This is a genomic window from Paenibacillus silviterrae (assembly GCF_030167925.1).
GTDB lineage: Bacteria > Bacillota > Bacilli > Paenibacillales > NBRC-103111 > Paenibacillus_G > Paenibacillus_G silviterrae.
Genome location: NZ_JASKUT010000001.1, coordinates 4,668,332 through 4,692,724, shown reverse-complemented (window position 1 = coordinate 4,692,724; position 24,393 = coordinate 4,668,332). Strand labels below are relative to the sequence as shown.

The window sequence follows — 24,393 nt, the reverse complement described above, 5'->3', positions numbered from 1 at the left end:
ACCGATAATGGGTATCTTCAGTAACTATATTCCTCTGAACCCGGGTTAACCATGATGGAAGGCTGATGCTCTTATGATACTTTACGGGAAGTGGAAAGGGTCCACCCTCTACATCGTTTGCCCTAATGCGCGCCCATCCTTCCGCCTGTTCTGAGCAAAAGGGATAAGCGTCCAACGTACTGCGAGCCCCCTGCCGGTCTATCCTATGAAAAAAGACATACCATCAGGCGTTAAATACCTGCCCAGGTATGTCTTTTGTTCAAACCGTCAAATCCTCCGGCCAGTGCAGCTCAATTCCTTCGGATACCAACAGTGCCTGAAACGACTGAAGATGAGCCTCGTTCTCATGAACCTCGCGAGGGATAATTCCGTGCTTTAACGCATATGCAGCGAGGTATCCCGCCGATTCGCCGATATTCCATTCGGTCGGGTGAAGACGGTAGCAGCCGTTGGATATTTGCGTCGTGCCAATGTTTTTGCATGCCGGCAGAACGTTGGTGACACGGACAGGCAGCAAGGCGCCAAGCGGGATCTCGTAAGGGTAGCTAGGGACGTAGAAGTGGCGCTGTGTGATGGTGGTCGGATGCAGATCGAGATGATAGCTGCCGACACCGACGCTGTCACAGTACACCTTAATTCCTGCTTCGCCGCGCACCTCCTTGCTTACCTCGTTTTCCGTTACGGTGTATACCGCCTTGATCCTACGCGATTCGCGTATGTAGGGAGCCTTGGCGAGCCCGTCCTCGGTGCCCAGAACGTCCCCGCGAAGGCGGATGCCCGGATAGCCCTGACCGCCGTCCAATCGGGGTGCCTCCGTCTGAAGCCAATAGACGAGGGAGAGGCTGAGCTGGCGGGCACCGTACAGCTGCCGCTGCCTTTCCTCTTCCGATACCCCGAGGATAGGTCCCAGGTAGTAATCGTTTTGCGGCCAGTTGATCAAAGTAATTTCGCCGCTGTAAAGCTTCGGCTCCTTTAAGAGGGACGGATCGAAAATGCGCCGGTAATCCCATAGGGATACGATCCCTCGGTCATTCGGAAACAACGTGTATTCCTTCGTCCGGTTTGGATGATGCGGGTCCATCGCCTGCCAGCTTAAGATCGGAAAGCGTGAGAAGCTCGGGACATACTGCTTCCAGTAATCGTACATCTCCGGCTTCTCTATCGTATAATCGCTTCCCTCTACGTAGTCCAATGCAAACACGTGGGTGATGGACTGCATATCCAACGGGTCAGCCGCATCCAGCGCATGGGGCTCTCCGGTTTCATTCCGGGACTCGGCCCCTGTAACGTGTTCTATTCCCGCCAGCGGTAGCAGATCTCCGCATTCGGTGGCATCCAGAAACATCGGCCCGCTTAATTCATACCGCTGCCCCGTACGCCTATGCTCCAGGGTAACGGAACGCACTTGATCCGACTCGGTAACCGCAGCAACAGGACAAACCTCGTAAAGCACAGTGATCCGGCCTCCGTTCACATACGGAGCGAGCATATCCTCGAGGACGCGCAGGGCCACCTTGGGCTCATGCGAAATCCGGCTTACCCAGCCGTTCCCCGGATTGAGCTGCTCATTTCGTGCCGCCTGTTCGTTCAACGGGTAGTTGTTCCGGTAATACTGCCTTACACGGCTGCGAAATTCACGGTATGTCTTTGTACAGCCGAACGATTCAATCCATGGATGCTCGTCGGGAGGTACGGCCTGGCTGGTCAGCTGTCCTCCGAGCCAATCGGTTTCTTCGGTCAAAAGAACTTGATAGCCGCATTTCGCCGCAGCGAGGGCTGCAAGGCAGCCCCCGATTCCCCCGCCGATCACAATGATATCCGCATGCCGTTGTAGGCTCATCGCTATCCCCTCCTTGTTCGCCCCATCTGTGAAAGCTTTCCTATTTCCAAGTGATTTCGCCTAACGCAGCACAAGCGTATCCAAGGCCAGCTTGGCCGCGCCGATCGAACCGGCCAGATTACCAAGCTCCGCAGGCCGGACTACCGCACAGGAGCCTGCACCTTGCAGCGATTCCTGCAGCGCCGGCCACCACAGCTCCTTAGCATCCGCCACGCCTCCCCCAAGTATGATCACCTGAGGATCTATGCTTACCATCATATTATCGATCACCACGGTAAGCAGGCTGATATAATCCCTTAACGCCCTGGAGCCTCCCGGGTCCCCATTGGCGGCTGCCTTGAATACTTCCTCTCCATGAAGGTAACGCCCCCCGCCATGCTCAGATGCGTGACGAACGAGAGCCGTGCCGGATAAGTACTGCTCTATGCACCCGCGTCGCCCGCAGTTGCAAGCGATCCCGTCAGGGACCAGGACTACATGGCCCCACTCGCCTCCGTTCCAGTGGGCCCCGCGAACCAGCTTGCCTCCCGTCATGAGCGCGCCTCCGACGCCGGTCCCCAGCGTCAGCATGACCGCATCACTCACTCCGCGTGCCGCCCCCACCCAAGCTTCGCCCAGCAAGGCCGCATTGGCATCATTGTCTGCTTGTACAGGGAGGCCGAATTCCGCCATGCCCCAGTCCGACAGATTCGTTCCCTGCCAGCCCGGCAAATTCGAGGTGGCATACACCACTTCGCCCGTGTCGGTATTCACTCGCCCTGCCGTCCCGATGCCGATCGATACCGCGTCAGGATAAGCTGACAGCAGCTCCGATACGGTTTTATGCACACTTCCAAGAATGGCATCGCGACCGGCGGATATATCGGTAGGGTTCCTTGCCTCTAGGCAGATCGCTCCCGATTCATTACATACGATGCCCTTAACGGAGGTGCCTCCGATATCAATTCCGAGAAGATGCATAGCTTTACGGCCTCCTAATAAATTCGGTCGACGACGGAATGAGCCGTCTTTTCCCTCATTAGCTTGGCTTGTGCCTCGTCTCTGCCGGCCAGTCCCAAGCAGATCAAATCCAGCACGAATAGCTGCGATATTTTCGCTGTAATCGAGCCGCCCTCCAAAGGGGATTCCTTCCCCGCGGTCAGCAGGACAATGTCTGCAATGCCCGTAATCGGCGATTTGGCGTAATGGGTGATGGCAATGACTTTGGCGCCTGCTTGCTTCGCCTTGGCCAGCATATGGTTCGTGTCCAGCGTGCTTCCGGATACGCTAAAGCCGATAGCTACATCGCCTTCGCCCATGGAAACGGCAATCATCGCCTGCGTATGGCTATCGAAGACAGCCTCCGAGCGTCTGCCGATCCGGAGCAGCCTGTTCTTGGCGTCCTGACAAGTGATGGCTGAAGCGCCGACACCAAAAAAGTGAACATGCCTTGCCTTATCTATCATGTCTACCGCTTGCTCCAGCTTATCCCGTTCCACCATCCGCAGGGAGGTTTCCAGCACTTGTACGGCACTTTTATACAGCGTCTGTACATAATCCTCAGGCCCCCCGCTCATAGAGCTGTCCAGCCTCTTCAGTCCCCCGTCCTGCGCCAACGCCAGCTTAAAGTCCTGATAGCCTTTAAACCCAATTTTGCGGCAAAAGCGCATGATCGTCGTTTCCCCGACATTCGCCTGCTCAGCCAGCTCCGTAACGGAGTGGTAAATGATCTCGCTGTACTGTTCCAATACGGTGTCGGCAACCTTCTGCTCCGATTTTGATAATGACGGATAGTAGCTATGAATTCGCGCTTTCATGTCCATAATGAGTCCCCGACTTTCTACTCCTCTAAGCTTCACGGTCAGAAATGCATGCTGCCGACCTGACCGATCTGGTTAGGTGTATTGTACCATAGGACGGAATTATTCTCCACATTTTTATTTTTTGGCGGTAATTACTTTCTTGCCAACAAAAAAAATAAGCCGCTGCCTGCTATACAACCCGCAGACAACGACTTCCTTCCTATTAGCTAAGATATCGCTCTTGGATCACCTTCAAATGATGCTTCTCGTGCCCGAGAATAATACACGCCAAAGCAAGCGCCGAGGCAGCGTGACCGTTCACCGGCGAAGTGCGGCTCCATGCCTCTTCAGGCAAACCCGACAGCAAGCTTAACGTTGCCGTGCGCACGGCCGACAGCTCCTGCTGCAGCTGCTTCACGGACAGCCGGTCGAAGGACGCACCTTGCACAAACAGCTCCTCGCTGAAGCCGGCCAGCGGGGTTTCATCCCCCCGGGACGCGCGCAGCAGCCGATAGCTCATCACTCGCTCCGTATCGGCGAGGTGGCCCAGCACCTCCTTTAAGCTCCATTTGCCCGGCGCATAGCGATAGGCGCCCTGTTCTTCGGTTACAAGCTCCAATGCAGCTTGTGTCGCCGCAGCCTGCTCTCTCAGCAGCTGAAGCAAATCCCCCTCCGGCACCGATGCGACGTAACCCTCAAAATGTGCCGCATATTGTCCCGCTTCCGGTCTCATCCTCAAACTAATCGCCCCCTAATTCTGCTCGAACAGCCAAGCAAGAACGCGCTGAATTTTGACATCCCAATAGCCCCACTCATGCGTGCCCGGTTCCTCTTCATATTCCAGCTGCAGTCCCAGACCAAGGCAGTGATCGCGAAACCGGATATTATCCTCATACAGAAAGTCCTCCGTACCGCAGCATTGAAACAAGCGCGGCTGTGTCGTACCGGAGGTCTTCAGACGATCCGCCAGCGTGAAAAGGTCATTATTCGAACCTGGAATCCGCTCCAAATCACCGAAGATGCGGCTGAATTCCACAGGATCCCTATTATTCGCAAGGGCCTGTACGTCCATTGCCCCGGAAAGGCTGGCCGCCGCCCCGTACTGCTCGGGATGGGTCAAGCCCAGCTTGAAGGCTCCATAGCCCCCCATGGACAAACCGGCTACGAAGGTCCGCTCTCTCTCATGAGCCAAAGGGAAAAAGGATCTTGCCACCTGAGGCAGCTCCCGGCTGACAAAATCCCAATACCGGTAGCCCTGCTCCATGTTCGTGTAAAAGCTCCGATGCACGTTCGGCATCACTACGGCCAGCCCGTAGGCGGAAGCGTAGCGCTCGATCGAGGTGCGGCGCATCCATATCGTATGATCGTCCGAAAGGCCGTGCAGCAGGAACAGCACCGGATGTGTGGAGCCGGAGCTTTTTCCTTCCAGCCCGATCTGTCCCTTGGTGGTTTGGGGCAGGATCACATTCATCGAGGTGGACATCCCTAAGGTTTCCGAGAAATAGTGACATTCAATAAAAGCCATGGCTATTCATTCCTCCCGTTATGTACCCGCTTGAGGCTTCTCGTGACCCTCGCCCAAAATTGCCGCAGCCGTGTCCTCATCGGTAATCAGCACATGGATAAGACGCCCGGTCAACGCCCCTTGGATCGCCTTGATCTTACCGCTTCCATAAGCAACTCCGATTCTTAGCTCAATCCGCAAATAATCCTCCGGCGAAGCTCCGACCACCCGATCGCTCAGCTGCTGGTTGGAGAACTGTCCTTCCTCATTATAAAAATGAAAAATCACATCGCCAACCCCGGATTCGCTAAGTATCTTGCTGTCCAGACCGGGAACCAGAGCCGAGCGGATGATGGTGGAGTCCTCTCCCACATGCCCGATACCTACCACGGCGGCACTGACCTCCCGAATCTCCTTCATCATTTCTTGGATGCTCGGGTCAGCTAAGAAGCCGTTCTTGCTCTCCTGGGTAATCGCCACAGCAGGGGCCGGAAACAGCAGCGGCTTTCCCCGAAGCGACTGCGCCCATACCTGGATGACGGAGGCTGCGGGCACAAGGTCCTCCTTGGCACCGGAGCCTCCGGAAAGCTGTACGATGCGAAGCCCCGGTCTTGCATCGCACTGCTGCATCTGCGTGCCGATGGAATATAGCGTTCTGCCCCATCCGAGTCCAATCGCTCCCTGCGTCGGCAAAACGGAGTTTAAATACCTGCTCGTTAAAGCCTCGAACGACCCTGCCGCCTCCTCATTGCGAAACACGACGCAGTCCTTGAGGCCGTACATCTTGTCCAGCTGCCTCTCGAGAGCGGAAGCTCTGGCGCTTTCGATATCCGAACGGATATGGAACTGAACGATGCCGCGCTCCCGAGCTTCATTCAAAAAGCGGGCGACCGAAGAGCGTCCGATGCCAAGCTGCTCCGAGATTTCCTGCTGGTTCATATTGAGCACGTAGTACATGCGGGCAATACGCTCGAGAAAGCTGTCCTTAGACAGCTGCTCGTTGTTGGCCAATTTGCTCATAGTAACCCCACTTAGCGAGAATATCACTTATCTTATGCCCATTTTACCAATTGGGGACGGTTTCAAGCAATCATTCCTTTGACACACCGTTACCCGGTATCATGGACCGTTAGAGCATCCCTGCAATCCGTTCAATGACCCAATACAATCCTACGAGAAAAATACATGCCGATGCGCCGCGAAAGAACCAGGAATATCCTGTGGACTGCCTGCGGAATTTAACCAGCATGGGAAGAAGGATTGCGACAATCGCCAGCTGCCCGAGCTCAATTCCTACGTTAAAAGAAATGAGCGAGGTCACCATGTAGCTCTGATGAAAGCCGATTTCGCGAATGGAATTGGCAAAGCCGAGTCCATGGATCAATCCGAAGAGAAAGGTCAGCAGCCAGCGCCATTTAAATGAAGTAAGGAAGAAGTTCTCCACGGCTACGTAACAAATGGTTAGGGCAATCCCCGCTTCGACCCACTGCGGATATACCGGCAGCAGACCTAACACAGCCAGGCAAAGCGTAAGGCTGTGGGCAATCGTAAACGCAGTAATAATCTTGAGCATGGTCCCGAACCGCTCGGCGATAAGGATTAGGGCGAATAAAAATAACAGATGATCGTATCCGGTGACGATGTGCTCCAGCCCAAGATTGATATACATAAAAATTACCGTTAGTAAATCCAATGAATTCAACCCTTCCTCATGGTTGTGACAACGACATGGACGACATACATCAACCCCAGCCACGCGAGAAGGACGCCGCTATAGTAAAGGAACAGTGAAATCAGCTGGAATTGGCTGTTCAGCTGCAAATCGGCGACCCGTTGGAGCGAGCCCGCTCCCCAAGCGAGTCCGAAAAAAGCGGCGCACACTGATGGGGATATAAGCCTCTTTCGAAGCAGGCTGTACAACAGCAAGCACACAAACAGGGCGAGCAGCAGCGGAAAGAGCCATGTGAGCTTCAGCCGGTCTGCGGCCAGCCAGCCGATCAAGCTGTACAGGGATGCGTAGGCCAAGGCTGCGGCCATTTGCTTCTGGCGCTTGACGGTCCATGCCAGGTACAACAGAAGCAGCCAGCAGAAGGGCTGAAACAGCATTCCCTGGACACCGGACAGCACGTACTTCCCCATAAGCTTCGCGTCGAAACGAAACCGGCTATCGGGCGCATACCTTACGGTGCTTGCCCCCTTTTGCACGACCCAATGCTCAAGAAGCTCATCCTGCGCGTTGTACAGCTGAATATAGTTTTGATGAGCCTCGTCCCGGTCAAAAATCAGTTCATACCGAATCGTCACGCTTCCAAGCTGCATATCCGACGTGTATCTTAGCCTGATCTGTACCATCCGGTCTTCCGTCTGCTCTTGAACGATCGTTCGGAGGGAAAGAAGCTGCGGTTCCATTCTCTGCTCATTGTTATACAGCGTCAGCCGGTTTTGAGCATACTCGGTGATCGGGTCATGCTGCCGCTGCAGCTCCTCCTCGGAAATGACGTTATCCGCGTTGCTGTCATACACGTTCATGACGGGAAACGGCAGCTGCACCTCGTAGTCCACCGTTTTTCCCCCTGACAACCGCACATAAGAGTATCCGTTGTTCAGATTATGTGCCTGTACCCTCTCCGTGCCCAGAGATGTCCATAAGGCAACGACAGCCAGAAAAAGGAGAACTGCCCGTATCACTTCAGGCTCCAATCCTTCTCCGTAACCACATCCAGCTTGGAACCGTCCGAAGCGATCAGAATGTTCCCGTGAAGACCGGTAGAATATACCTTGGCGTTATTCCGTTCATAGCGCTGAAGAATCTGTAAATTGTTAAAAATATTGGAGCTCAGTACGGCCACCTGCGGCGAAACGGTTTCGACGAAGGACGGAGAGGAGGAGGTGGCATTTCCATGATGCGGTGCGTGCACCATATCGGAGTCCAAGGATTTCCCTTTTAGCTCTACCAGTTCCAGCTCCTTATCCTTATAAATATCCGCCGGGAACAGGAAGCTGCTGTTTTTATAGGTCATCTTGATGACCAGAGAATTCGCGTTCAACACGCTCGTATCGAATGTTTTCACCGCGTCAGGCAGGGTGCCTTTGGCAGGGCTGAAAACCTCAAACTTCACGTGCTCTCCAAGCTCGAACGTATCCCCTTCCTCCAGCGTGCGATGCGGAATCTGCTTCTTCTCTACTTGAGCCATTGCGTTTCGATACGCGCTTGAGCTTGTGTAAGGCAGATTCTCGGAATAGAAGGCTTTGGCCTCCTTCTTCGCCAGAATGGAAGCATACCCGCCGATATGATCCGAATGCGGATGCGTATTGAAGGCGATATCCAGCGTTTGGATACCGAGCTGATCCAGGTACTGAACAATCTGGGAGCCCGCCTCCGGGATGCCCGCATCGATCAGCATCGTTTTGCCGTCCGGTGTGATGATGAGGATGGAGTCCCCCGTGGCCACTTCCTTATTGGGCATGTGAAAATAACGAATGGTCAGCCGGTCCTTATATTTCGCCTGATCGAACACCTCTTTCGTCCGCAAAGGCGCTTGCTCCTTGCCGGACTCTCCGGCCGGAGCCACCGGCGCCGCAGCCTGCTGAGGCTCAGGGTTCACCTGTGTGCAGGCCGCGGTAATCAGCAGCCCAGAGATGACCAGGGCACCGCTTATTTTCATACCGTGCTGCAAGAATCGGTTAGTCATTGCGTATGCCTCCTCTGAGAAGAGGCACGGTCTGTTGGGCCCAGTCAGCGAAGCGGCCCGCCATGATGCGGTAGCCTTCCGCATTCGGATGAAGCAGATCAGGGAAATAGTCTGCATACTCTTCTCCAAACAACGTTAGCCCGTTAAGGTAGTAGAGGTGGCGGTCGCCTCTCGTTTGGAGCATGGAGACGGCGGCTTCGATGATCTCTCTTATTTTGACAAGCTGCAGGCCCACCTTATTGTCCGTCGTCTCCCGTTCCTTGGCATAGATTGGGGAAATAACCGCCAGCGGCGTGTGCGGATGCTTCTCGCGAATCGTTTGCAGAAAGCCGATTAAAGCCGGAGCAAAGGTTCGTTCCGATAAGGAGGAGCCGCCCATAATGTTGACGCCCACGCAAACAGACACAAAGTCGGCGGGCAGGTCCCGAATCATGCGGGACACCATCGGCTCCATATGGCAGTTTGCCGCAAAACCTAAGCAGGTCAGCTGCAGTCCCAGCTTTGCCGATGCTAAGGCCGGCCAGGTCTGCGAGGGACTCTCCGCCTCGACACATTGGGTAATGGAGCTGCCGTAAGCCACCCATCTCGGTCTATAATCCTCCGGGATTGTGTATTCGGCATCCTCATCAATCCACACGCCCCGAATGCGAACGGGCTGCTTCTGGGATAAATAAAGCTCCACCAGCTTGTCCCCCGGCTGATTCAGCTCAAACACAAGGAACGGAGTATACGTATCCGCTTCCAATTTGCCGGTTTGCACGAGTTTCCCGTCGATCAGACAATCCACCTCTAGCTCGTAAGCCTCCCGTTCGAATTCAACCCGCAATTGGCTTGTATTCGTTTGTAAGCGAATTCGGACTCCTGCCGGGATTTCCGCTTTTCCGTTGATTGCCTTCGGGTGAAACAATTCGGCATCCTCGTAGGGAATACGCCATGGCTTGACCCATTGCTCCGTAATTTGCAGGGAAACGGCCCCCTGAAAAAGCTCATTGCTTATTGGAATCGCCTTCATGATGTCTTATGCCCCTCTGCTTTTGAGTTTGATTTCATCAATGTTCCTTAGGTAAATAAGTAAGAAGCGCCATTCTACTAGAATGGCGCCAATATCGCTTGATTGTCAAGCCATAAAAGAAATAAGACCGGACTATTCTTTGTTGCACGCCAGCACGTAATGCAGCACTTCCGCCACACCGTGCTCCACATTGCTTGAGGTGACGCGGCTTGCTATCCGCTTCAGCTCCTCCTGGGCATTTCCCATGGCGACGCCAAGACCGGCCGCTCGGATCATAGCATAATCGTTCATGCTGTCCCCCACGGCTACGACTTCCGACATCTGTATGCCCAGCAAAGCACACACCTCCGACAAGCCGCTTGCCTTACTGACGCCTTTCGGATTCAGCTCAAGGTTGGTCGGGTGGGAATTCGTCACCTCGAGCTCTCCCATGGCCTCGATCCAAGACTGAATGCCGCGGAGCTTCTGCTCCTCCTTGGAGTAGAAGCCGAACTTGAGCCATTGCTGCTCTTCCCACGGCAGCTCCCGCCATGTATCCTTTGTCATTAGTCCGTCCGGCGTATAAGCCCAATACCAGGCATCCTCCTGAACGGCCTTCTCGTACAAGGATTTGACGACATCCGGCTGCAGTGCTTTGCGCGAATGCAGCATGCCCGGCGCCTTCCATACCTCTCCGCCGTTCACAGCTACAATCGGAGCCTGCAGTTCAAGCTGCTCCACATAGGCGGTAATGTTCTGAATGCCTCTGCCGGTGGAGAACATGACAACGACGCCATTATCCACCGCTTGACGAATCGCGTCCGCATTCTGCTCGGAAATTTGCTTATGTTCATTTAATACCGTTCCATCCATATCCAATGCTACCAGCTTGTAACGCATATGCCCTCCCCTATCCGGCATGCAACCGAAGTCATCTTATGTGCGTCGGTTTGCCGCCTTTCGAATTTCACTTACATAACGGCTTGTGATCAGCTGCGGCCGGGTAATGGCGGAACCGACAACGACGGCGAATGCCCCTGCTTGCAGAGCCCGAACGGCATGGGAAGGCTCCCATATGCGGCCTTCTCCGATCACCGGTACGGATAAGATCCGGGAAGCCTCCAGAATCAGCGGAAAATCGGGCTCCTCCTCTTGTCTTGAATAGCTCGTATATCCGGAAAGAGTCGTGGAAACACAATCGACACCCAGCGCTGCGGCATAGACCGCTTCCTCCAGGGTAGAGATGTCCGCCATCATGCGGATTCCCCTGGAACGGATATACGCGACCAGCCCTTCCAGCGTCTCCCCTTCGGGTCTGGGACGCCGGGTAGCGTCAAAGGCAATCATGGAGGCTCCTGCCTCGATCAGCTCATCCGCTTCTTTGGTTGTCGGCGTAATGTAGATATCGCTATCCGCATAATCCCGCTTTACCAATCCTATGACGGGCAGCGGCGTCGCTTCCTTAATGGCCCGCACATCGTCGGCCCCATTCGCCCGGATGGCAACGGCGCCTCCCTCCTCGGCAGCCTTCGCCATCCTGCCCATAATGAAGGGACTGTGCAGGGGTTCATCTGCAAGCGCCTGACAGGAAACGATGAGTCCGCCCCGAATGGATGCAAAAAAGGAATCGATCATACAAGCTCCACTCCTTCGAAACGTGTCCGCAGTCCGACCTCAAACATACGGCTCCATGGCATCCAGCAGTCCTCTATGACTACTTTGCCTTGATCGTCGTTCATGTGATCAACTGCAAAACGCTTCAGCTCCCCCCGGACTATCGCAGCCACCTTCCCGCGAGGGCCATCAACGGCAAAATAGTTCATGCCTAGCGCCGGAAGCTCCTGATCCGTAACTTTCCTTCTCACATAAGAGCAATACCCAGCATCCTCCGTGTAGCGCAGGGCAAGAAAATCACGGTGGGCTTGCGTATCCCCGAAGATCGAGAAAATCATGCCCTGAGCCAGCACGGTACCGAGCGTATTGGAGCTGGTGTTCCAGCCGGCGTAGCCGGCCATCTGAAAGAGCAAGCCCTTGCTGCGGAGCAGCTTGACCAGCTGCAGGTCGGCACCGTTGGCATAAGCAATGTCCGCTACGGCGACCGGCTTGCCCAGCATGCGCAGTGCATAATCGCCGTATTCGACAAGTTCAATGATATTGCGCATAACCTGATAGCCGACGTCGGGCGCAGCCTGAGTTACCGCTTCCTTCATCGTATCACCCGGCGTATTCACCAGCAATACGATGTCAGCCTCCCGGGCCGACTCCACGAGCATGCCCCCTGCTGCAAGGATATGATATTTTAAGCTCTCATAGAAGAGCCTATCTTCGTAGGACGGAATGATCAACGGTCCCCTGGTGCCGGAAAACCGCGGATACACTGCAGGTATTCTCCCGTGGAGCCGGTTCAGCATCCGGGCCAGCAGCGTACAACCTGCCTCGTCCGCACCGGGATACATATAGGCTTGCAGCTCTACGCCGAGCTCTTCGATTCTGCCTCGCACGCGCTGTTGATCCAAGGCGGTCCAGCCGTATGGAGCGGAATCGTCCTGCGGAATGATCATGAAGTCGATGGTCCCGTCGGCTACATAATCCAATGCCTTCCGGTTCAGCTCTCCGTTCACGGCACGGCGAGTCAGGTAATTATTCAGATACTCCTCCGGCAGCCGAAGCTCAATCTCCGCCAGCTCGGCCAGCTCCTCCTCCGCTGCCAGACCCAGCTCTTGACGATGCCCGATGTACCCTTTACGGAAAATTTCTCTGCCCCAATCCTCATAATAATCCGGCTCCTCGTCACTGGAGGAATAACGCGGGCAGCGCATGATGAGCTGAGAGACGTACAGCGTCAACCGCGGATTGATCTGCTTCAGGCGGCCAAGTCCCTGCAGCAGCTCCAGCCCCCGCTCTACGGAATCCATGTGCAGCCTTGAGGGAATGATGCCCCCATACAGCAGCATATCCAACGACAGAATCGCTCCATCCGCATCGGCGGCTTCCTGGAGAAGCCAGCTCCAAAGCCCATCCACATCCCCCGGCTGCTTCTTCCTGCCGAGAAGCTCCAGACCGGGTCTGACCAAGGTGACATCGGTCCCCAGCGCCATGAGCGCCGGAAATTCATAATTGCAAGGACGTTCGTCGAGCGGTACGTAAATCATTTTCTTATGCATGACGGACTCCTCCCTCTCTCTATCCTAATCATCCGTTCTATTCTTACCCCTTCACCGCACCGGACACGCCTTCCATATAGTAACGCTGCGTGAATAAAAATACCACAACAATCGGCGTCACAGAGATGACCGTGCCTGCGGCAATCCAACCGAAGTTATAGGAGAACTGTCCGTTCAAAAAGGTCAGAGCCGAGGCGAGCGGATACATCTTCGGATCCTCCAGAATAATCATCGGCCATAGGAAGGAGTTCCACGCCCCCATAAATTCAAGCAGGCCGATGACGGCAATCGCGGGCTTCACAAGCGGGACATAGAGCTGAAGCCAAATACGGAATTCGCTCGCTCCGTCCATTTTCCCCGAGTCGCGAAGCTCTGCAGGAACACCCATGAACGCCTGCCTCATCAAGAAAATGTTAAATACCGCAACCGCACTAGGTATCACCACGCCGAGATACGTTCCAACCAGCCCCAGCCACATGACGGTTAAATAATGTACCACCATTCCTGCGGCAGCCGGAATGATCATGGTTGCGACGAGCAGCGTAAAAACCAGATTTTTGCCCCGAAAATTCATGGTTGCCAGCGGATAGGCCATTAACAAGGCAAATAGGATGTTCGCCGTTACGTTTAGGACGGTTATGACGATTGTATTCCATATATACACAGGAAAGTCCATCGATTTCCACACTTCAATATAGTTGTCGAGCTTGACAAACGTCGGGAAAATCGCGGGCGGAAAGGAAAACGCATTTTTCCCCGGCATCAGCGAGGTGCTCAGCAGCCAAAGGAAGGGAAACGTCATAAACACGGCAAACAGCGCCAGGAACAAATAAATCAAAACATAGTTCACGCTTTTCTGAATTTTCGCTTGCGTCCGGACGGTGTTCATCAGTAAGAGTTCACCCCGCCTTTGCTGTTAAATCGGAATACGATGACACTCATAATGCCAAGAATCAAGCTGACGATCAAGCCGACCGCCGAAGCATAGCCGAAGTCAAATTCCTTAAATCCTTTATTATAAATGTACAGACTGGAGGTGAGCGTAGCTGTGCCGGGGCCCCCGCTTCCATTGCTCATAACGAACACCTCGTCAAATACACGCATAGCCGCCATCAGAGAAATCAGAGTACAGAAGAGCACGTAAGGACGTAGCATGGGAATGGTAATCTTGCGAATAACCTGGCTTCGGCTCGCGCCGTCGATCATGGCGGCTTCGGTCAGCTCCTTAGGAACCGATTGCAAACCGGCCAAATAAATCATCATGTAATATCCCAGCCCCTTCCACATGGTAACGAACATCATCGTATACAGAGCTGTGCTTGCGGAAGAAAGCCAGCTGATTTTTTCCGTTATCAGTCCTGCGGATAGGAGCAAATAGTTCACGACGCCGTTTGGACTGAGCAGCCAGCCCCAAATTAAGGATACGGCTACCATCGAAGTAACGACGGGGATGTAATACGCAGTCCGAAACCATTTCACACCGGGTACGGAGCTGTTAACCAGAATGGCCATAAGTATCGAAAAAACTTGGATAAACGGCACAATGAGAACGTAAATAAATGAATTCAGCAGGGACACGCGAAAATCGGGATCATTGAAAGCCCTCTCGAAATTTTTGAAGCCGACATAGCTGGTTTCTCCGATGACGGAGTAGTCCGTCAGAGCTAACGGGATGCTGTAAATGATCGGCCAAAAGATAAAGAGCGCAACCAGCAGCAGTCCTGGTGCCATGAACAGCCACGCCGTCAAGGCATCTCCGCGGAACCATTTTTTACTCACGGCGGATGTCATATGCCAACTCCTCCTCTCTATAAGAGATGGAGCTGCCTCGGACAGCTCCATCCAGCTTGATAATCGTTATTTCAGAACATTGTCAACATCCTTGGCTGCTGCATCCAGCTCCGTCTTGATGTCCGCTCCGTTCAAGAAAATGTTTTGCAGACGTTTATTAACCGCCGTGTTTACATCGCCTGCCTTCTCCACGCCAAGCAGGAAGTCCGATGCCTTCTCAAGACCCTTGGCCGAAGCAAGCTTCGCTTCCGCTTCCAGCGACCCGTCCGTTTGCGTATAGAACGGATCCTTAATCGAATCCTTAGTGGAAGGCAGCGTATTGGCAACCTTGGAGAACTCCAGCTGATTCTTCGCATTGGTCAAAAAGACGCCGAATTCCACAGCGGCCTTCACATTCTTGGATTTCGCCGGCACGGCCATATTCATCGTGTTGGAAGTACGCGTACCGCTCTTACCAAGTGGAAGCGATGCCACAACGGTGTTCTGATATACTTCCGGTGCCGCCGTCTTAATCCGGTTGATGAAGGTCGTTCCGGACATTTGGAACGCTGTCTGCTCGCCCGCAAAGTAGGCTACCTGCTTATCGAAGTTTGCATCCTCCTTAGGAATGACGCCTTCCTTGTACAGCTTCGCATACTCATCGATAAACTTAACGCCTTCCGGTGTATTGAAGGCAGCCGTCTTCTTATCCGCAGATAGAAGCGGAATCCCTTCGCCGCCGAAGATGGAGCTGTTGATCGCTCGGGCAAAGCCTGCTGCACCGGTCTTCTCCTTAATGGTGCGGGCCCATTGGAACAGCTCCTCGCGGGTTTTCGGAGGATTCTTCGGATCCAGTCCGGCCTTCTCCACCAGCTTCTTATTCATGAACAGAACACTGGCGCTAGTGTACCATGGCAATCCGTAGGCTTTGCCGTTCAGTACGGTGGAGTTATAAATGCCATCGAAGTAAGCCGCCTTCTGTTCGGGAGTGAGATGCTGATTCAGGTCCGCCAGCGCTCCCTTGCTGCCCACCTGGTTCGCCAGCTCGGTATTCAAGTTGACGACGTCAGGCACGTTGCCGCTGGCAACGCTCGTCAACAGCCGGCTTTGAATGGCATCAATGGGGAAGTCCTTCCAATCAATCTTCACATTCGGATGCGTCGCCTGATACTCGGCAAACAGCTTATTGAAGTAATCATTGAACTTAGGCTGCAGCGAAATGGTCCAGAATTCAAGCGTAACCGGCTCATCTTTAGCCGGAGCGGCGGTGTTCTCTGCCGGCTTGCCCGCTTGCGGCTTGGATTCTCCTTGGGAACACCCGGCAATCAGACCGGTCGCCATTAAGGCAGCCATACTTACGGATAAGGCTCGTTTCATGCTTGACTTCATCTACATCTACTCCCTTTTCCAATAAAATATTTGTAATCTTCAACAAACCGAGGCAGCTGAGTCTAGTAAGAAAGCGCTGTCGAAGATGAATTACACCAGCTCCATAAACTTCCTGAAGCAAGTATATCATCCGGTGGATATTTACGCCATAAATATTTCTATTGGTGGTAATTTTCTTCATCCAGCTGTATAAAAAGGAAGCCCCCGCTTTTGCCGGCAGCTTCCCTCCAAGCACAACTTCCGTCTTTTCCCCTAATACGTATCGCTTCAGGATCTCCCAATGCACTCCAGGAAGCGAGCCGGCTCATCGGTCGCATACCAGCGAATCCCCAGCCGCAGCAGCTCCTGCATCGTTTCTTGATTGAACTGGAACGGCAGCACCTCCAAATCGATCCCTGCCTTCTTCGTCGCATCCAAGGCATAGCTAAGAAACTGCGGGTCCAGCTCGTAGGGCCATGGCGCGGAACCGACCGATCCCTTAAGGTGGAGCTGGATCTGATCCAAGCCTTCGAATCCGCTTTGCAGCGCCGAACTGAAGGTTTGCTTGATGGCCTCCCCGCTGCCGCCAACCCACAGCATCGTGCGCACGCCTTCCGTGATCTGCTTCATCCGCTTACAGTTTTCTTGCCTGTTATGGGTAAAAATCACCTGCCGGTTCACTTCATACCGGTCAATGAGCTCCCCTAGCCGCCTTAAATCTACTTCCTTCAAGTCGAGGTACATTACCCGTTCCGGATAGCCCTGCATCTCCTGGAAGGCTTCCTCTAAGGAAGGAATCCGTTCGCCCGCAAATTTCGGATCGAATTTGCTCCCGGCATCCCACTTGCGGACTTCGTCAAATGTCAGCTCCGAAACCGGCAGCCTACCGATCGAATCAGGGGCAGTCGTGGTACGGGCGATCGTCTCATCATGAAGACAAATGATTACCCCATCCTTGGTCGTGCGAATGTCCGCCTCCGGGATCCCGCCAAGCCCCCAGGCATAACGATTGGCGGCCATCGTATTATCGGGCGCTTCGTAGGCTCCTCCGCCTCTATGCGCCTGCCAATACACGGCATCGGTCCGACTGCCGGGCTCCTGCAGCAGCTCTTCGGCGAAGGACTCAAGGAGCCCCAGCTGGTCCGCGAGCTGAAGGATCGTATATCGCCCGCGCACTTCTTTGGCATAGAGCAGAGCATCCCGCGTAGTATCGCGATCGATCCCGATCTGCTGAGTAGATACGGGCGCACCCAGCAGCTCCAGCAGCTGCTTCGCTTCCGGGGCCAGCTGCAGCAGCAGCGAGAACTCTGCCTTCAGCTCTTCCCACCTTGCTGTAAGCCTCTGCCGCCTTCCCTCCAGCTCCTCCTGCTTCAGGAAAAGCTTTCGATTGCTAAGGACGATCTCTTGAGCAAGCGGCCCGTAGCATCTCCCAACTTCACTTTCCCAGCGGGCCTGCTGCTCTTCCGTTTTCTCTATCATATTCAGGGATTCCACGGGCAGCTCAAGCAGCTTGTTATACATGGAAATAATGAATAAGGTCGCTATGCTCACCTTGACCCCATGCAGCTCCGGATCATGCCCCTGCATGACGTGCAGCATCTCCCAGTAATGAGACATGTGGTGCTCCGACCCGGACGCAGGACGGGAGTTGCCCAGCATCTGCATGGCGATTCCCGAAAGCACCAAGCCTTCCATTACATAACCTACGGCTTCCTTCTTGCCTTCGGCTAAGCCTTGGACATGATTGATACATAAGGACAGTGCTTTCACCATCATTTGTGAAATAAGAGGACAGTAATGCTCCTCCTCCACCGCAGCCGCCAGCTTCCAATCGCAAAGCGCCGTGATTTTGGCCAGCATATCCCCGAAACCGGCCGCCATCATCTCCCGCGGAGCCGCAGTTAAAATATCCAGATCCCCGATAATGGCCGCCGGAGAAACGGCAAGGAACGTTTTCTTGAAGCCGTCCACAAGCAGCGGCGATCCGGTAGAGGCATACCCGTCCATGGATGGTGCGGTGGCTACGACAAGATAAGGAAGGTTCAGCTTATAGCTTATATATCGGGCTGTATCGTTCAGTGTGCCTGCGCCCACAACAATGATGAATTCCGTGTCCGGTTCGATGTCGATCAGCACTTTGCCCAGTGCCTTTTCATCCGCGTACAGGTTCTTCTCATGATTCACGCTAAGCGTAATATCGAGTCCTTGCTCGCTTAGCATCCGGTACAGCCGCTCCCCTGCGGCCTCATAGGTACGATCGTCTGCGATCAACAAGGCCTTAGTGCCCAATTGAAGCTCGGCGATCACCTCGTGTACGCGGCAAAGCGCCCCTTCCTCGATGACGACCTTTTGCAGGTCTACCCTGTGCTCCTGACCGCATTCACAGCGATAGACGAAATGGACCAGCTCCTCGAGCCGTTTATCCAGCATCTCTCCACGATAGGCTTCCACTAACTCCTTCATTCTCCTGCTCCTCTCCCGTTACCGATCCCCACTAGACCTTCTACAGGCCCATCTCTATATTGAACATTTGTCTCGTTATAAAGCATTTGTTCAAAATTAGGTTCATTTTATCACACTGTAATTTTGCGTGTAAACATCATTTTACAACGTGCGGCGGCCGGGGCAAGATCGGTTTCCATCGAAAAAAAGACGCCTTCCCCGCAAAGAGTTCTTTCCTTACGTTGAGGCGTCTTTCTTCACTTCAGCTTCACTGGCCAATCCTGCACATGATACGCCATGTCCCAGAACATATATTCCATTTGAGCGCTTAGCTCAAAATGCTCGCGCATCCGCTCACGTTCGGCCGTTGTCGCCCGCTCCTCCGCCCATACGTCAATTCTCCGGCATAGCTCCTGCGTTGCCGAAGCTATTCGTTCCGAAGCATAAAACTGGATCCAATCATAGTACGGATGATCCGGCTGAGGGTTGAACTCCTTGACCAGCCTTTCCCCAATATCCCAGTAGATCCAAGGACAGGGCAGCAGTACACACATGATTTCTCCCAGCGTTCCTTCGTGAGCAACCGTGAGCATATGCCGAATATAATGATGAGCGGCAGGCGCCGGCCGGAAGCCCTGCAGGTCCTCGTAGCTCACCCCGGCGGCTTCGCAGAAGTTTCGATGCGGATGGGTTTCATCGTTAAGAATAAAGCCTATTTTCTCTTGAAAATAGGCCATCTCCTCCCGTGTGGAGCATTTGGATACAGCCAGACCGTAAGCGCGGACATATGCATTCAAATATTCGTAGTCCTGCTTCACATAATGGATAAGCTGATCGGCCATCAGCTCCCCACGGCCCACCCCCCGAATGAAGGGATGATGATAATTGGCTTCAAAAATAGCGTCAAAGTCCTGCCTAAGCTGCCCGGTAAAGCTAGTCATATTGCGCTTCCTCCCCATACCGCCTAAGTGCTGAGACAAGGAAACCAAAAAACCTCTCCGACGAAGGGACTGGTTCGCTGACACAGATCAAGTGGCAGGATCTACGGCTCTCCACTTCCCTACGCTGGCATCACCCAGATCAGGTTCGAAGGGTCCGGGATGGCATCCCGTCTCAGCCTGTCGGCTCCCCTAGTGGTATTTGTAACAGGAAAATGGTACCATATCGGTCTCGGTTAAGCAATGCTTAGATGGCTCCAAAACAAAACCGGCAGCCCCTCGGTGAAGAGCTGCAGTTTCCGTTATTCCGCCGGCGGCACAAAGGTCCGCTTCGCAAGCTCGGCATCCAGCATGAAGAAGGCATTGCTGTCTTTATCAATGCGCTTCAGCTTCTGAATCAGTCCGTCGAACATCGCTTCCTCTTCCACCTGTTCGTCGATAAACCATTTAAGGAAGTGAATGGTCGCGTGTTCACGATCATTCAGAGCCAGATCGGAGAGATGATAAATACGCCGGGTTACCTCCTGCTCATGCGCGTACCCTTGCTCAAATGCATCCAATACCGAGCTGTATTCGTTGTTCGGATCCGACATTCCTTTAAACGTTACGCGTTTGCCGCGTGCGTTTAGGAACTTATAGATTTTCATCGCGTGAAACCGCTCTTCCTCCGCCTGCACAATAAAAAAGTTCGCGAAGCCGTCCAAGCTCTCCGCCGAACAATAAGCCGCCTTAGCCAGATACACCTGGGAGGATAGAAATTCGAAGTTCATTTGGTCATTCAATGCTTGATATAAGGGCTCGTTCAATGCAGGGTGCTCCTCTCAGTACGATCATGTAATGGTCGTCAGACCTTCCGTTATTCCAATATATTGTAACCGAAATTGCCGTCAATATGAATCTATATTATGAACTCTTCAGCAGAGCGCTCAGCTTCTCGTACAGCTCCTCCGGCGACATGGCGCAGATCGTATCCTTCTTGCCGATCTTCACGAAGCATTGCTTGGAGCACATTCGGCAGTTTCCGAGACAATCCTTCTTCTTCTGCTTCAGGTCTGGGTACTGTTCCTTCATCGTTCGGTAGACGGATTTGGTGCCTTGCTTCCAATTCTTGCAGCAGTACTTGATCTTCTTCATGGATGGCAGCCCTTCTTTCGAAAATGTATCCGTTACCCCAAATGATAATGTTTCTCATTCTCACTGTCAACACGAAAAAACGCCTTACCCGAAGAATCATTCCTTCCAGGGCAGGCGTTATAGGATTATTCCTGTAAAAATCCCTTGCTCTTCAAAAACGGCTTCATCTGCAGCCGCAGCGGCTTGGAGGCCCGCTCCGACATCTCGCGCGACCAGACGGTATCCCGCTTCCCGCCGGAACGCTCAAGTATGTAGCTTCGGTACTCCCGATCGTAGGAAGCGACTTCCTCGTTATGCTTCCCTTCATCGTATACATCCGTATGCACCACGGCTGTCTGCGGAAGGCGCGGCCGCTGATCCGGCGCTTGATCCGGGTAACCGACACACATCCCGAACACGGGGTACACCAGCTCCGGAAGCTTCAACAGCTCGGATACTTGCTCAATCTGGTTGCGGATCCCGCCGATGTAGACGATGCCGAGTCCCATCGCTTCGGCCGCTACTGCTGCATTCTGTGCGGCCAGCGACGCATCCACGGTGGCGATGACGAAATTCTCGGTCGTCCGTGCCAGCTCATTCCCGTACAATTCGCAGGTATGCTGCAGCCGATGCAGGTCGGCGCACCATACGAGAAATTCCGCACACTCGGCGATGTAAGCCTGATTGCCTGCCAGCCCGGCAAGCGCCTTACGCAGCTCGGGGCTTTGAACCCGGATGACGCTGTACGCCTGCATGTTGCTGGAGGTCGAGGCTCGCTGTGCCGCGGCTATAATAGCTTCGAATTGGTTCTCGGGTACAGGCTGGTTCGTAAATTTGCGAATGGACCGGTGCTTCAGCAGCAGCTCCAGCGTTTCCTTCACAGGGTGCTTCCTCCTTCTTTCGGTGCCGGAATCACCGGAAGCTTCTTCGGCATGTCCGAACCTAATGCTCTGAGTACGAAGAGAGCCGCCTGGTTAGCCGTCTCCTCTCCATTCTCCACCTTGGTATCCAGAATCGGCGCGAAGTACTCTCGTTTCTTGTGAGCCAGGACGATCCCGACAACCATCATCATGGCATAATCGAGGGAATCATACTGAAACTGCCCAAGAGCCTTCCCCTTTTCCAGCAGCTCTCTTACCTTCTGCCACACCGGATGGGTAAAAGCGGTGACTGAGCAAATTCGCGTTGAATTGATCGTCATCTCCTGCTGCAGGATCGAGCTCAGCTCCGGGTCGGTGAAGCTGAACAAGATCACCTCGCGGACGATGAGCGCAAGGCCCTCGACCGGCTCCTTCAGCAGCTCTTCATATTGTGGTATGCGCTGTCCGGGAAAAAAGCTTTCGAACAGGGCACGGAATACGTTCTCTTTCCCTCCGAAATAGTAGGAAACTAGCGCCACATTGGCACCGGCCTCTTCGCAAATTTGGCGTACGCTGGTGCCGTCATACCCCTGCTGGGCAAACAGCTTCTTGGCGGCGAGCAAAATGCGGATTTTCATATCGGAATCGTTGTGTGCCATAGCTGCACTCCTCATGTCAACGCGTTAGCATTCATTATAATCGTTTCCTCTTGCTGTATGCAAACGTCTCCATGACGCAGAACCCGCTGCAGAACTAGGATAAAGCCGGCTTGCCGGCCGGTACCGGCGCCTTCGCGGCAGCCTCCTTGCGCAGACCGGTGGCTAGGGCACCCAAAGCTGCGCAAACGACCGCGATAGCCGCTAGAGCCCATGCTGCGGAAGCTGCACTCGGTCCGCCGAACAGCAGGTTCATGCTCCCTTCGACGGCATAGGTAGCCGGTAAATATTGGCTAATGCTATGGTAAAAGCTGCCCAGCAGCTCACGCGGTACCATCGCTCCCGAGGAAACTAGCTGTATCGAAAGGCTAGCGATGTTAAGCAGCATGCCTGCCATACCGAACACGATTAAGAACATTTGGGAGAAGAACATAAAGGTAAGCAGGAACAGTGACTGGAACAGCCACATGGCCGCGAAGCCGGCTACGGTTTTTCCTCCGAGCAGCAGTACCAGCGCAGAGCCGATGAGGGCGATGACTACTGATGATACTATATTAATGAGAACGCGGGCACCGTATTTATGCCACTTGGACATTCCGCCACCAATCATCATAGTGGACTGCTGGAGATTCATTCCCATGATCATCGCTCCGACGAAGGAGGCCAGGACAAGCATCATCGGAATCATCTGATTGTTCATCCCGCTGACCGGGTTCGTAAATTCATAATCGGCAGCAACCTTCTCAGCGAGCCCCTGCGCAATCCCATGTGCCTGGGAAGGCGGCAGACTTGCTTGCGTCAGCACGGCCTCCGCTCCTGCGATCGTCGCTTCCTTGTTGATCGATGCGGTGACGCCGGCCGCGACGCTTTGCATCATGGATTTGATCAAGGCCGGGTTGGACTCGTTAATGGAATAGTGAACTTGCGCTTTCTGACCCGCTGCCTGCAGCAGCGGCGTAAAGTCCGCCGGAACGTGCAGCACCATCTGCACCTCGCGGCGATCGAGTCTGGCCTTCGCCTCTTCAGGCGTAGCGCTCATCTCGAGGACGAACGGTAACGCGGATTTCAGATTGTCGACAACCTTGGGGCCCATCCCCTTGTCCTCATTCACAACGGCGATCTTGAGATTCTTCGCGTTATCGGTGACCCCGTCATAACCGGTCATCCACACCAGACTAAAGATCACTTGAAACATCATCGCCGTCACGATTCCGATTACCGTGGTCGGCTTCTTGAAATAAGCTTGTAAAGCTGAAAGCATGCAGATTTCTCTCCTTTGTATGTATCCTTTGTTAAACGTTTGATTTAATTAAACGTTTGTTTAAATAATAAAGGATAGTAGCTGGTCCTGTCAACCCACCAACCACCACCGCAAGGCTCCCTGCCCGAGCGTTACTACAGGGAGCCTTGGCGTTATCATGGCGGTTCAGCCGACTGGACCTGTCGGCTTCCCGTTCATGGCCGCCTGCTTACGCTATCTTCTTAGCATCTAACTCCGCGAAGAATGATAACGAGCAAAATGTAGAGCACGAGAATCGCTCCGGCCGACATCCAGCCCCCATGTGCATGCACATGGTGATGCTGCTGCTTCTTCGGCGCATATACATTGATTTCCTCATAACTAGCGTGAATGTTGATCGGCGCTGAATAGGTAGGCTGCGGCATAGGAGTCGGCATTGGCATCGGCATCGGGGCCGCCGGGGCTTGCGCTACTGGAGCCGGCATCGGCATTGGCATTGGCATCGGTTTGTACTTTTCCATATGAAAGGACACCTCCGTGTAATGGAGCCTTGGGCTTCGTGCCGTAGGCTTTGTGACATGATGCAAGTGTTCCTATCCTGAACACATCAACAGTCTATGGAAAAACACCCAAGCCGCACACGGTATTCACCCAGATGAGAAAAAATAGACGGCTGCCCGGTAAAGACAGGCTTGTGCGGAGGCAGCAGCGGCGAGTGAAGAGCATAGCGAAATGGGAGGGGATTCCGGCTGGAAGGGCGGAGAACCCGAGAGGAAGCCGGAATGGTAGAGAGTGTGCGGGAAAGCCGTGCAGCGGTGTACTTGGGGGAGATGCTTGCCGGAGGCAGGCTTCAGTCGGTATCGAGGGGTGTCTGGGGAAGCGTGCTGTGATGTATTTAGGGGAGATGCTTGCTGGAGGCAGCTTTGGCCAATTTCTAGGAAGTGTATCTTTTAACTGCGTTGAGAGGTCGGGGTAATAACAATGGGTTGTTAGGGAGCCGTGCATTAACGGATTATGAGGGAGTTATCTCGAGC

At 53.9% G+C, this 24,393-nt stretch carries 24 protein-coding genes and 1 riboswitch; all 24 genes read right to left on the bottom strand.

Features of this window, described 5'->3' with window-relative positions:
• Positions 1-259 precede the first annotated feature (259 nt).
• Positions 260-1,840 carry an FAD-dependent oxidoreductase gene (locus tag QMO62_RS21765; protein ID WP_284644232.1) on the bottom strand — a complete coding sequence of 527 codons (1,581 nt, stop codon included), beginning with the start codon at positions 1,838-1,840 and terminating at the stop codon, positions 260-262.
• 60 nt (positions 1,841-1,900) lie between these two features.
• Positions 1,901-2,800: an ROK family protein gene (locus QMO62_RS21760; RefSeq protein WP_284644230.1), complete on the bottom strand. Its 900-nt coding sequence runs from the start codon at positions 2,798-2,800 to the stop codon at positions 1,901-1,903.
• A gap of 14 nt (positions 2,801-2,814) precedes the next feature.
• Positions 2,815-3,642, bottom strand: a complete 828-nt coding sequence (locus QMO62_RS21755; RefSeq protein ID WP_284644227.1) for a MurR/RpiR family transcriptional regulator — start codon at positions 3,640-3,642, stop codon at positions 2,815-2,817.
• A 202-nt stretch (positions 3,643-3,844) separates the two neighbouring features.
• The gene (locus QMO62_RS21750; protein WP_284644998.1) at positions 3,845-4,354 is read right to left on the bottom strand and encodes a DinB family protein; all 510 of its coding nucleotides are present in this window, start codon (positions 4,352-4,354) and stop codon (positions 3,845-3,847) included.
• An 18-nt stretch (positions 4,355-4,372) separates the two neighbouring features.
• Positions 4,373-5,146: an alpha/beta hydrolase gene (locus tag QMO62_RS21745; protein ID WP_284644225.1), complete on the bottom strand. Its 774-nt coding sequence runs from the start codon at positions 5,144-5,146 to the stop codon at positions 4,373-4,375.
• A gap of 18 nt (positions 5,147-5,164) precedes the next feature.
• Positions 5,165-6,145 carry a sugar-binding transcriptional regulator gene (locus QMO62_RS21740; RefSeq protein ID WP_284644223.1) on the bottom strand — a complete coding sequence of 327 codons (981 nt, stop codon included), beginning with the start codon at positions 6,143-6,145 and terminating at the stop codon, positions 5,165-5,167.
• Positions 6,146-6,254: 109 nt separating this feature from the next.
• Entirely contained in the window at positions 6,255-6,794 is a 540-nt protein-coding gene (locus tag QMO62_RS21735; RefSeq protein WP_284644222.1) for a HupE/UreJ family protein, read from the bottom strand.
• A 29-nt stretch (positions 6,795-6,823) separates the two neighbouring features.
• Positions 6,824-7,687 carry a hypothetical protein gene (locus QMO62_RS21730; protein ID WP_284644220.1) on the bottom strand — a complete coding sequence of 288 codons (864 nt, stop codon included), beginning with the start codon at positions 7,685-7,687 and terminating at the stop codon, positions 6,824-6,826.
• 122 nt (positions 7,688-7,809) lie between these two features.
• On the bottom strand, positions 7,810-8,817 hold the full coding sequence (locus QMO62_RS21725) for a ComEC/Rec2 family competence protein (RefSeq protein ID WP_284644218.1): 1,008 nt from the start codon (positions 8,815-8,817) through the stop codon (positions 7,810-7,812).
• Entirely contained in the window at positions 8,810-9,829 is a 1,020-nt protein-coding gene (locus QMO62_RS21720) for an SGNH/GDSL hydrolase family protein (RefSeq protein WP_284644216.1), read from the bottom strand. The genes QMO62_RS21725 and QMO62_RS21720 overlap by 8 nt, the downstream gene beginning before the upstream one ends.
• Before the next feature lie 132 nt (positions 9,830-9,961).
• Complete coding sequence (locus QMO62_RS21715) at positions 9,962-10,708, bottom strand: Cof-type HAD-IIB family hydrolase (protein ID WP_284644214.1); 747 nt, start codon at positions 10,706-10,708, stop codon at positions 9,962-9,964.
• Positions 10,709-10,744: 36 nt separating this feature from the next.
• Entirely contained in the window at positions 10,745-11,443 is a 699-nt protein-coding gene (locus QMO62_RS21710) for an N-acetylmannosamine-6-phosphate 2-epimerase (RefSeq protein ID WP_284644212.1), read from the bottom strand.
• The gene (locus tag QMO62_RS21705; protein ID WP_284644210.1) at positions 11,440-12,972 is read right to left on the bottom strand and encodes a DUF4127 family protein; all 1,533 of its coding nucleotides are present in this window, start codon (positions 12,970-12,972) and stop codon (positions 11,440-11,442) included. The genes QMO62_RS21710 and QMO62_RS21705 overlap by 4 nt, the downstream gene beginning before the upstream one ends.
• 43 nt (positions 12,973-13,015) lie before the next feature.
• On the bottom strand, positions 13,016-13,774 hold the full coding sequence (locus QMO62_RS21700) for a carbohydrate ABC transporter permease (protein ID WP_372516729.1): 759 nt from the start codon (positions 13,772-13,774) through the stop codon (positions 13,016-13,018).
• A gap of 86 nt (positions 13,775-13,860) precedes the next feature.
• On the bottom strand, positions 13,861-14,763 hold the full coding sequence (locus tag QMO62_RS21695; RefSeq protein ID WP_284644206.1) for a carbohydrate ABC transporter permease: 903 nt from the start codon (positions 14,761-14,763) through the stop codon (positions 13,861-13,863).
• Between the two features lie 66 nt (positions 14,764-14,829).
• Positions 14,830-16,131, bottom strand: coding sequence for an ABC transporter substrate-binding protein (locus tag QMO62_RS21690; protein WP_284644204.1), 1,302 nt, complete (start codon positions 16,129-16,131; stop codon positions 14,830-14,832).
• A gap of 267 nt (positions 16,132-16,398) precedes the next feature.
• Positions 16,399-18,573: an iron-containing alcohol dehydrogenase gene (locus QMO62_RS21685; protein WP_284644202.1), complete on the bottom strand. Its 2,175-nt coding sequence runs from the start codon at positions 18,571-18,573 to the stop codon at positions 16,399-16,401.
• Positions 18,574-18,809: 236 nt separating this feature from the next.
• Positions 18,810-19,493 (bottom strand): thiaminase II, encoded by a 684-nt coding sequence (tenA, locus tag QMO62_RS21680; protein ID WP_284644200.1) that lies wholly within the window; start codon positions 19,491-19,493, stop codon positions 18,810-18,812.
• A gap of 99 nt (positions 19,494-19,592) precedes the next feature.
• A riboswitch (TPP riboswitch) is annotated at positions 19,593-19,694 on the bottom strand.
• A 98-nt stretch (positions 19,695-19,792) separates the two neighbouring features.
• A complete protein-coding gene (locus tag QMO62_RS21675; protein WP_284644198.1) occupies positions 19,793-20,296 on the bottom strand; it encodes a ferritin in 504 nt (167 codons plus the stop codon).
• Positions 20,297-20,393: 97 nt separating this feature from the next.
• The gene (locus QMO62_RS21670; protein WP_284644197.1) at positions 20,394-20,624 is read right to left on the bottom strand and encodes a DUF1450 domain-containing protein; all 231 of its coding nucleotides are present in this window, start codon (positions 20,622-20,624) and stop codon (positions 20,394-20,396) included.
• Positions 20,625-20,749: 125 nt separating this feature from the next.
• A complete protein-coding gene (gene nfsA / locus QMO62_RS21665) occupies positions 20,750-21,484 on the bottom strand; it encodes an oxygen-insensitive NADPH nitroreductase (RefSeq protein WP_284644196.1) in 735 nt (244 codons plus the stop codon).
• The gene (locus QMO62_RS21660) at positions 21,481-22,122 is read right to left on the bottom strand and encodes a TetR family transcriptional regulator (RefSeq protein ID WP_284644194.1); all 642 of its coding nucleotides are present in this window, start codon (positions 22,120-22,122) and stop codon (positions 21,481-21,483) included. The genes nfsA and QMO62_RS21660 overlap by 4 nt, the downstream gene beginning before the upstream one ends.
• Positions 22,123-22,216: 94 nt before the next feature.
• The gene (locus QMO62_RS21655; RefSeq protein ID WP_284644192.1) at positions 22,217-23,380 is read right to left on the bottom strand and encodes a YhgE/Pip domain-containing protein; all 1,164 of its coding nucleotides are present in this window, start codon (positions 23,378-23,380) and stop codon (positions 22,217-22,219) included.
• Positions 23,381-23,601: 221 nt separating this feature from the next.
• The gene (locus QMO62_RS21650) at positions 23,602-23,880 is read right to left on the bottom strand and encodes a hypothetical protein (protein WP_284644191.1); all 279 of its coding nucleotides are present in this window, start codon (positions 23,878-23,880) and stop codon (positions 23,602-23,604) included.
• Between the last annotated feature and the right edge of the window lie 513 nt (positions 23,881-24,393).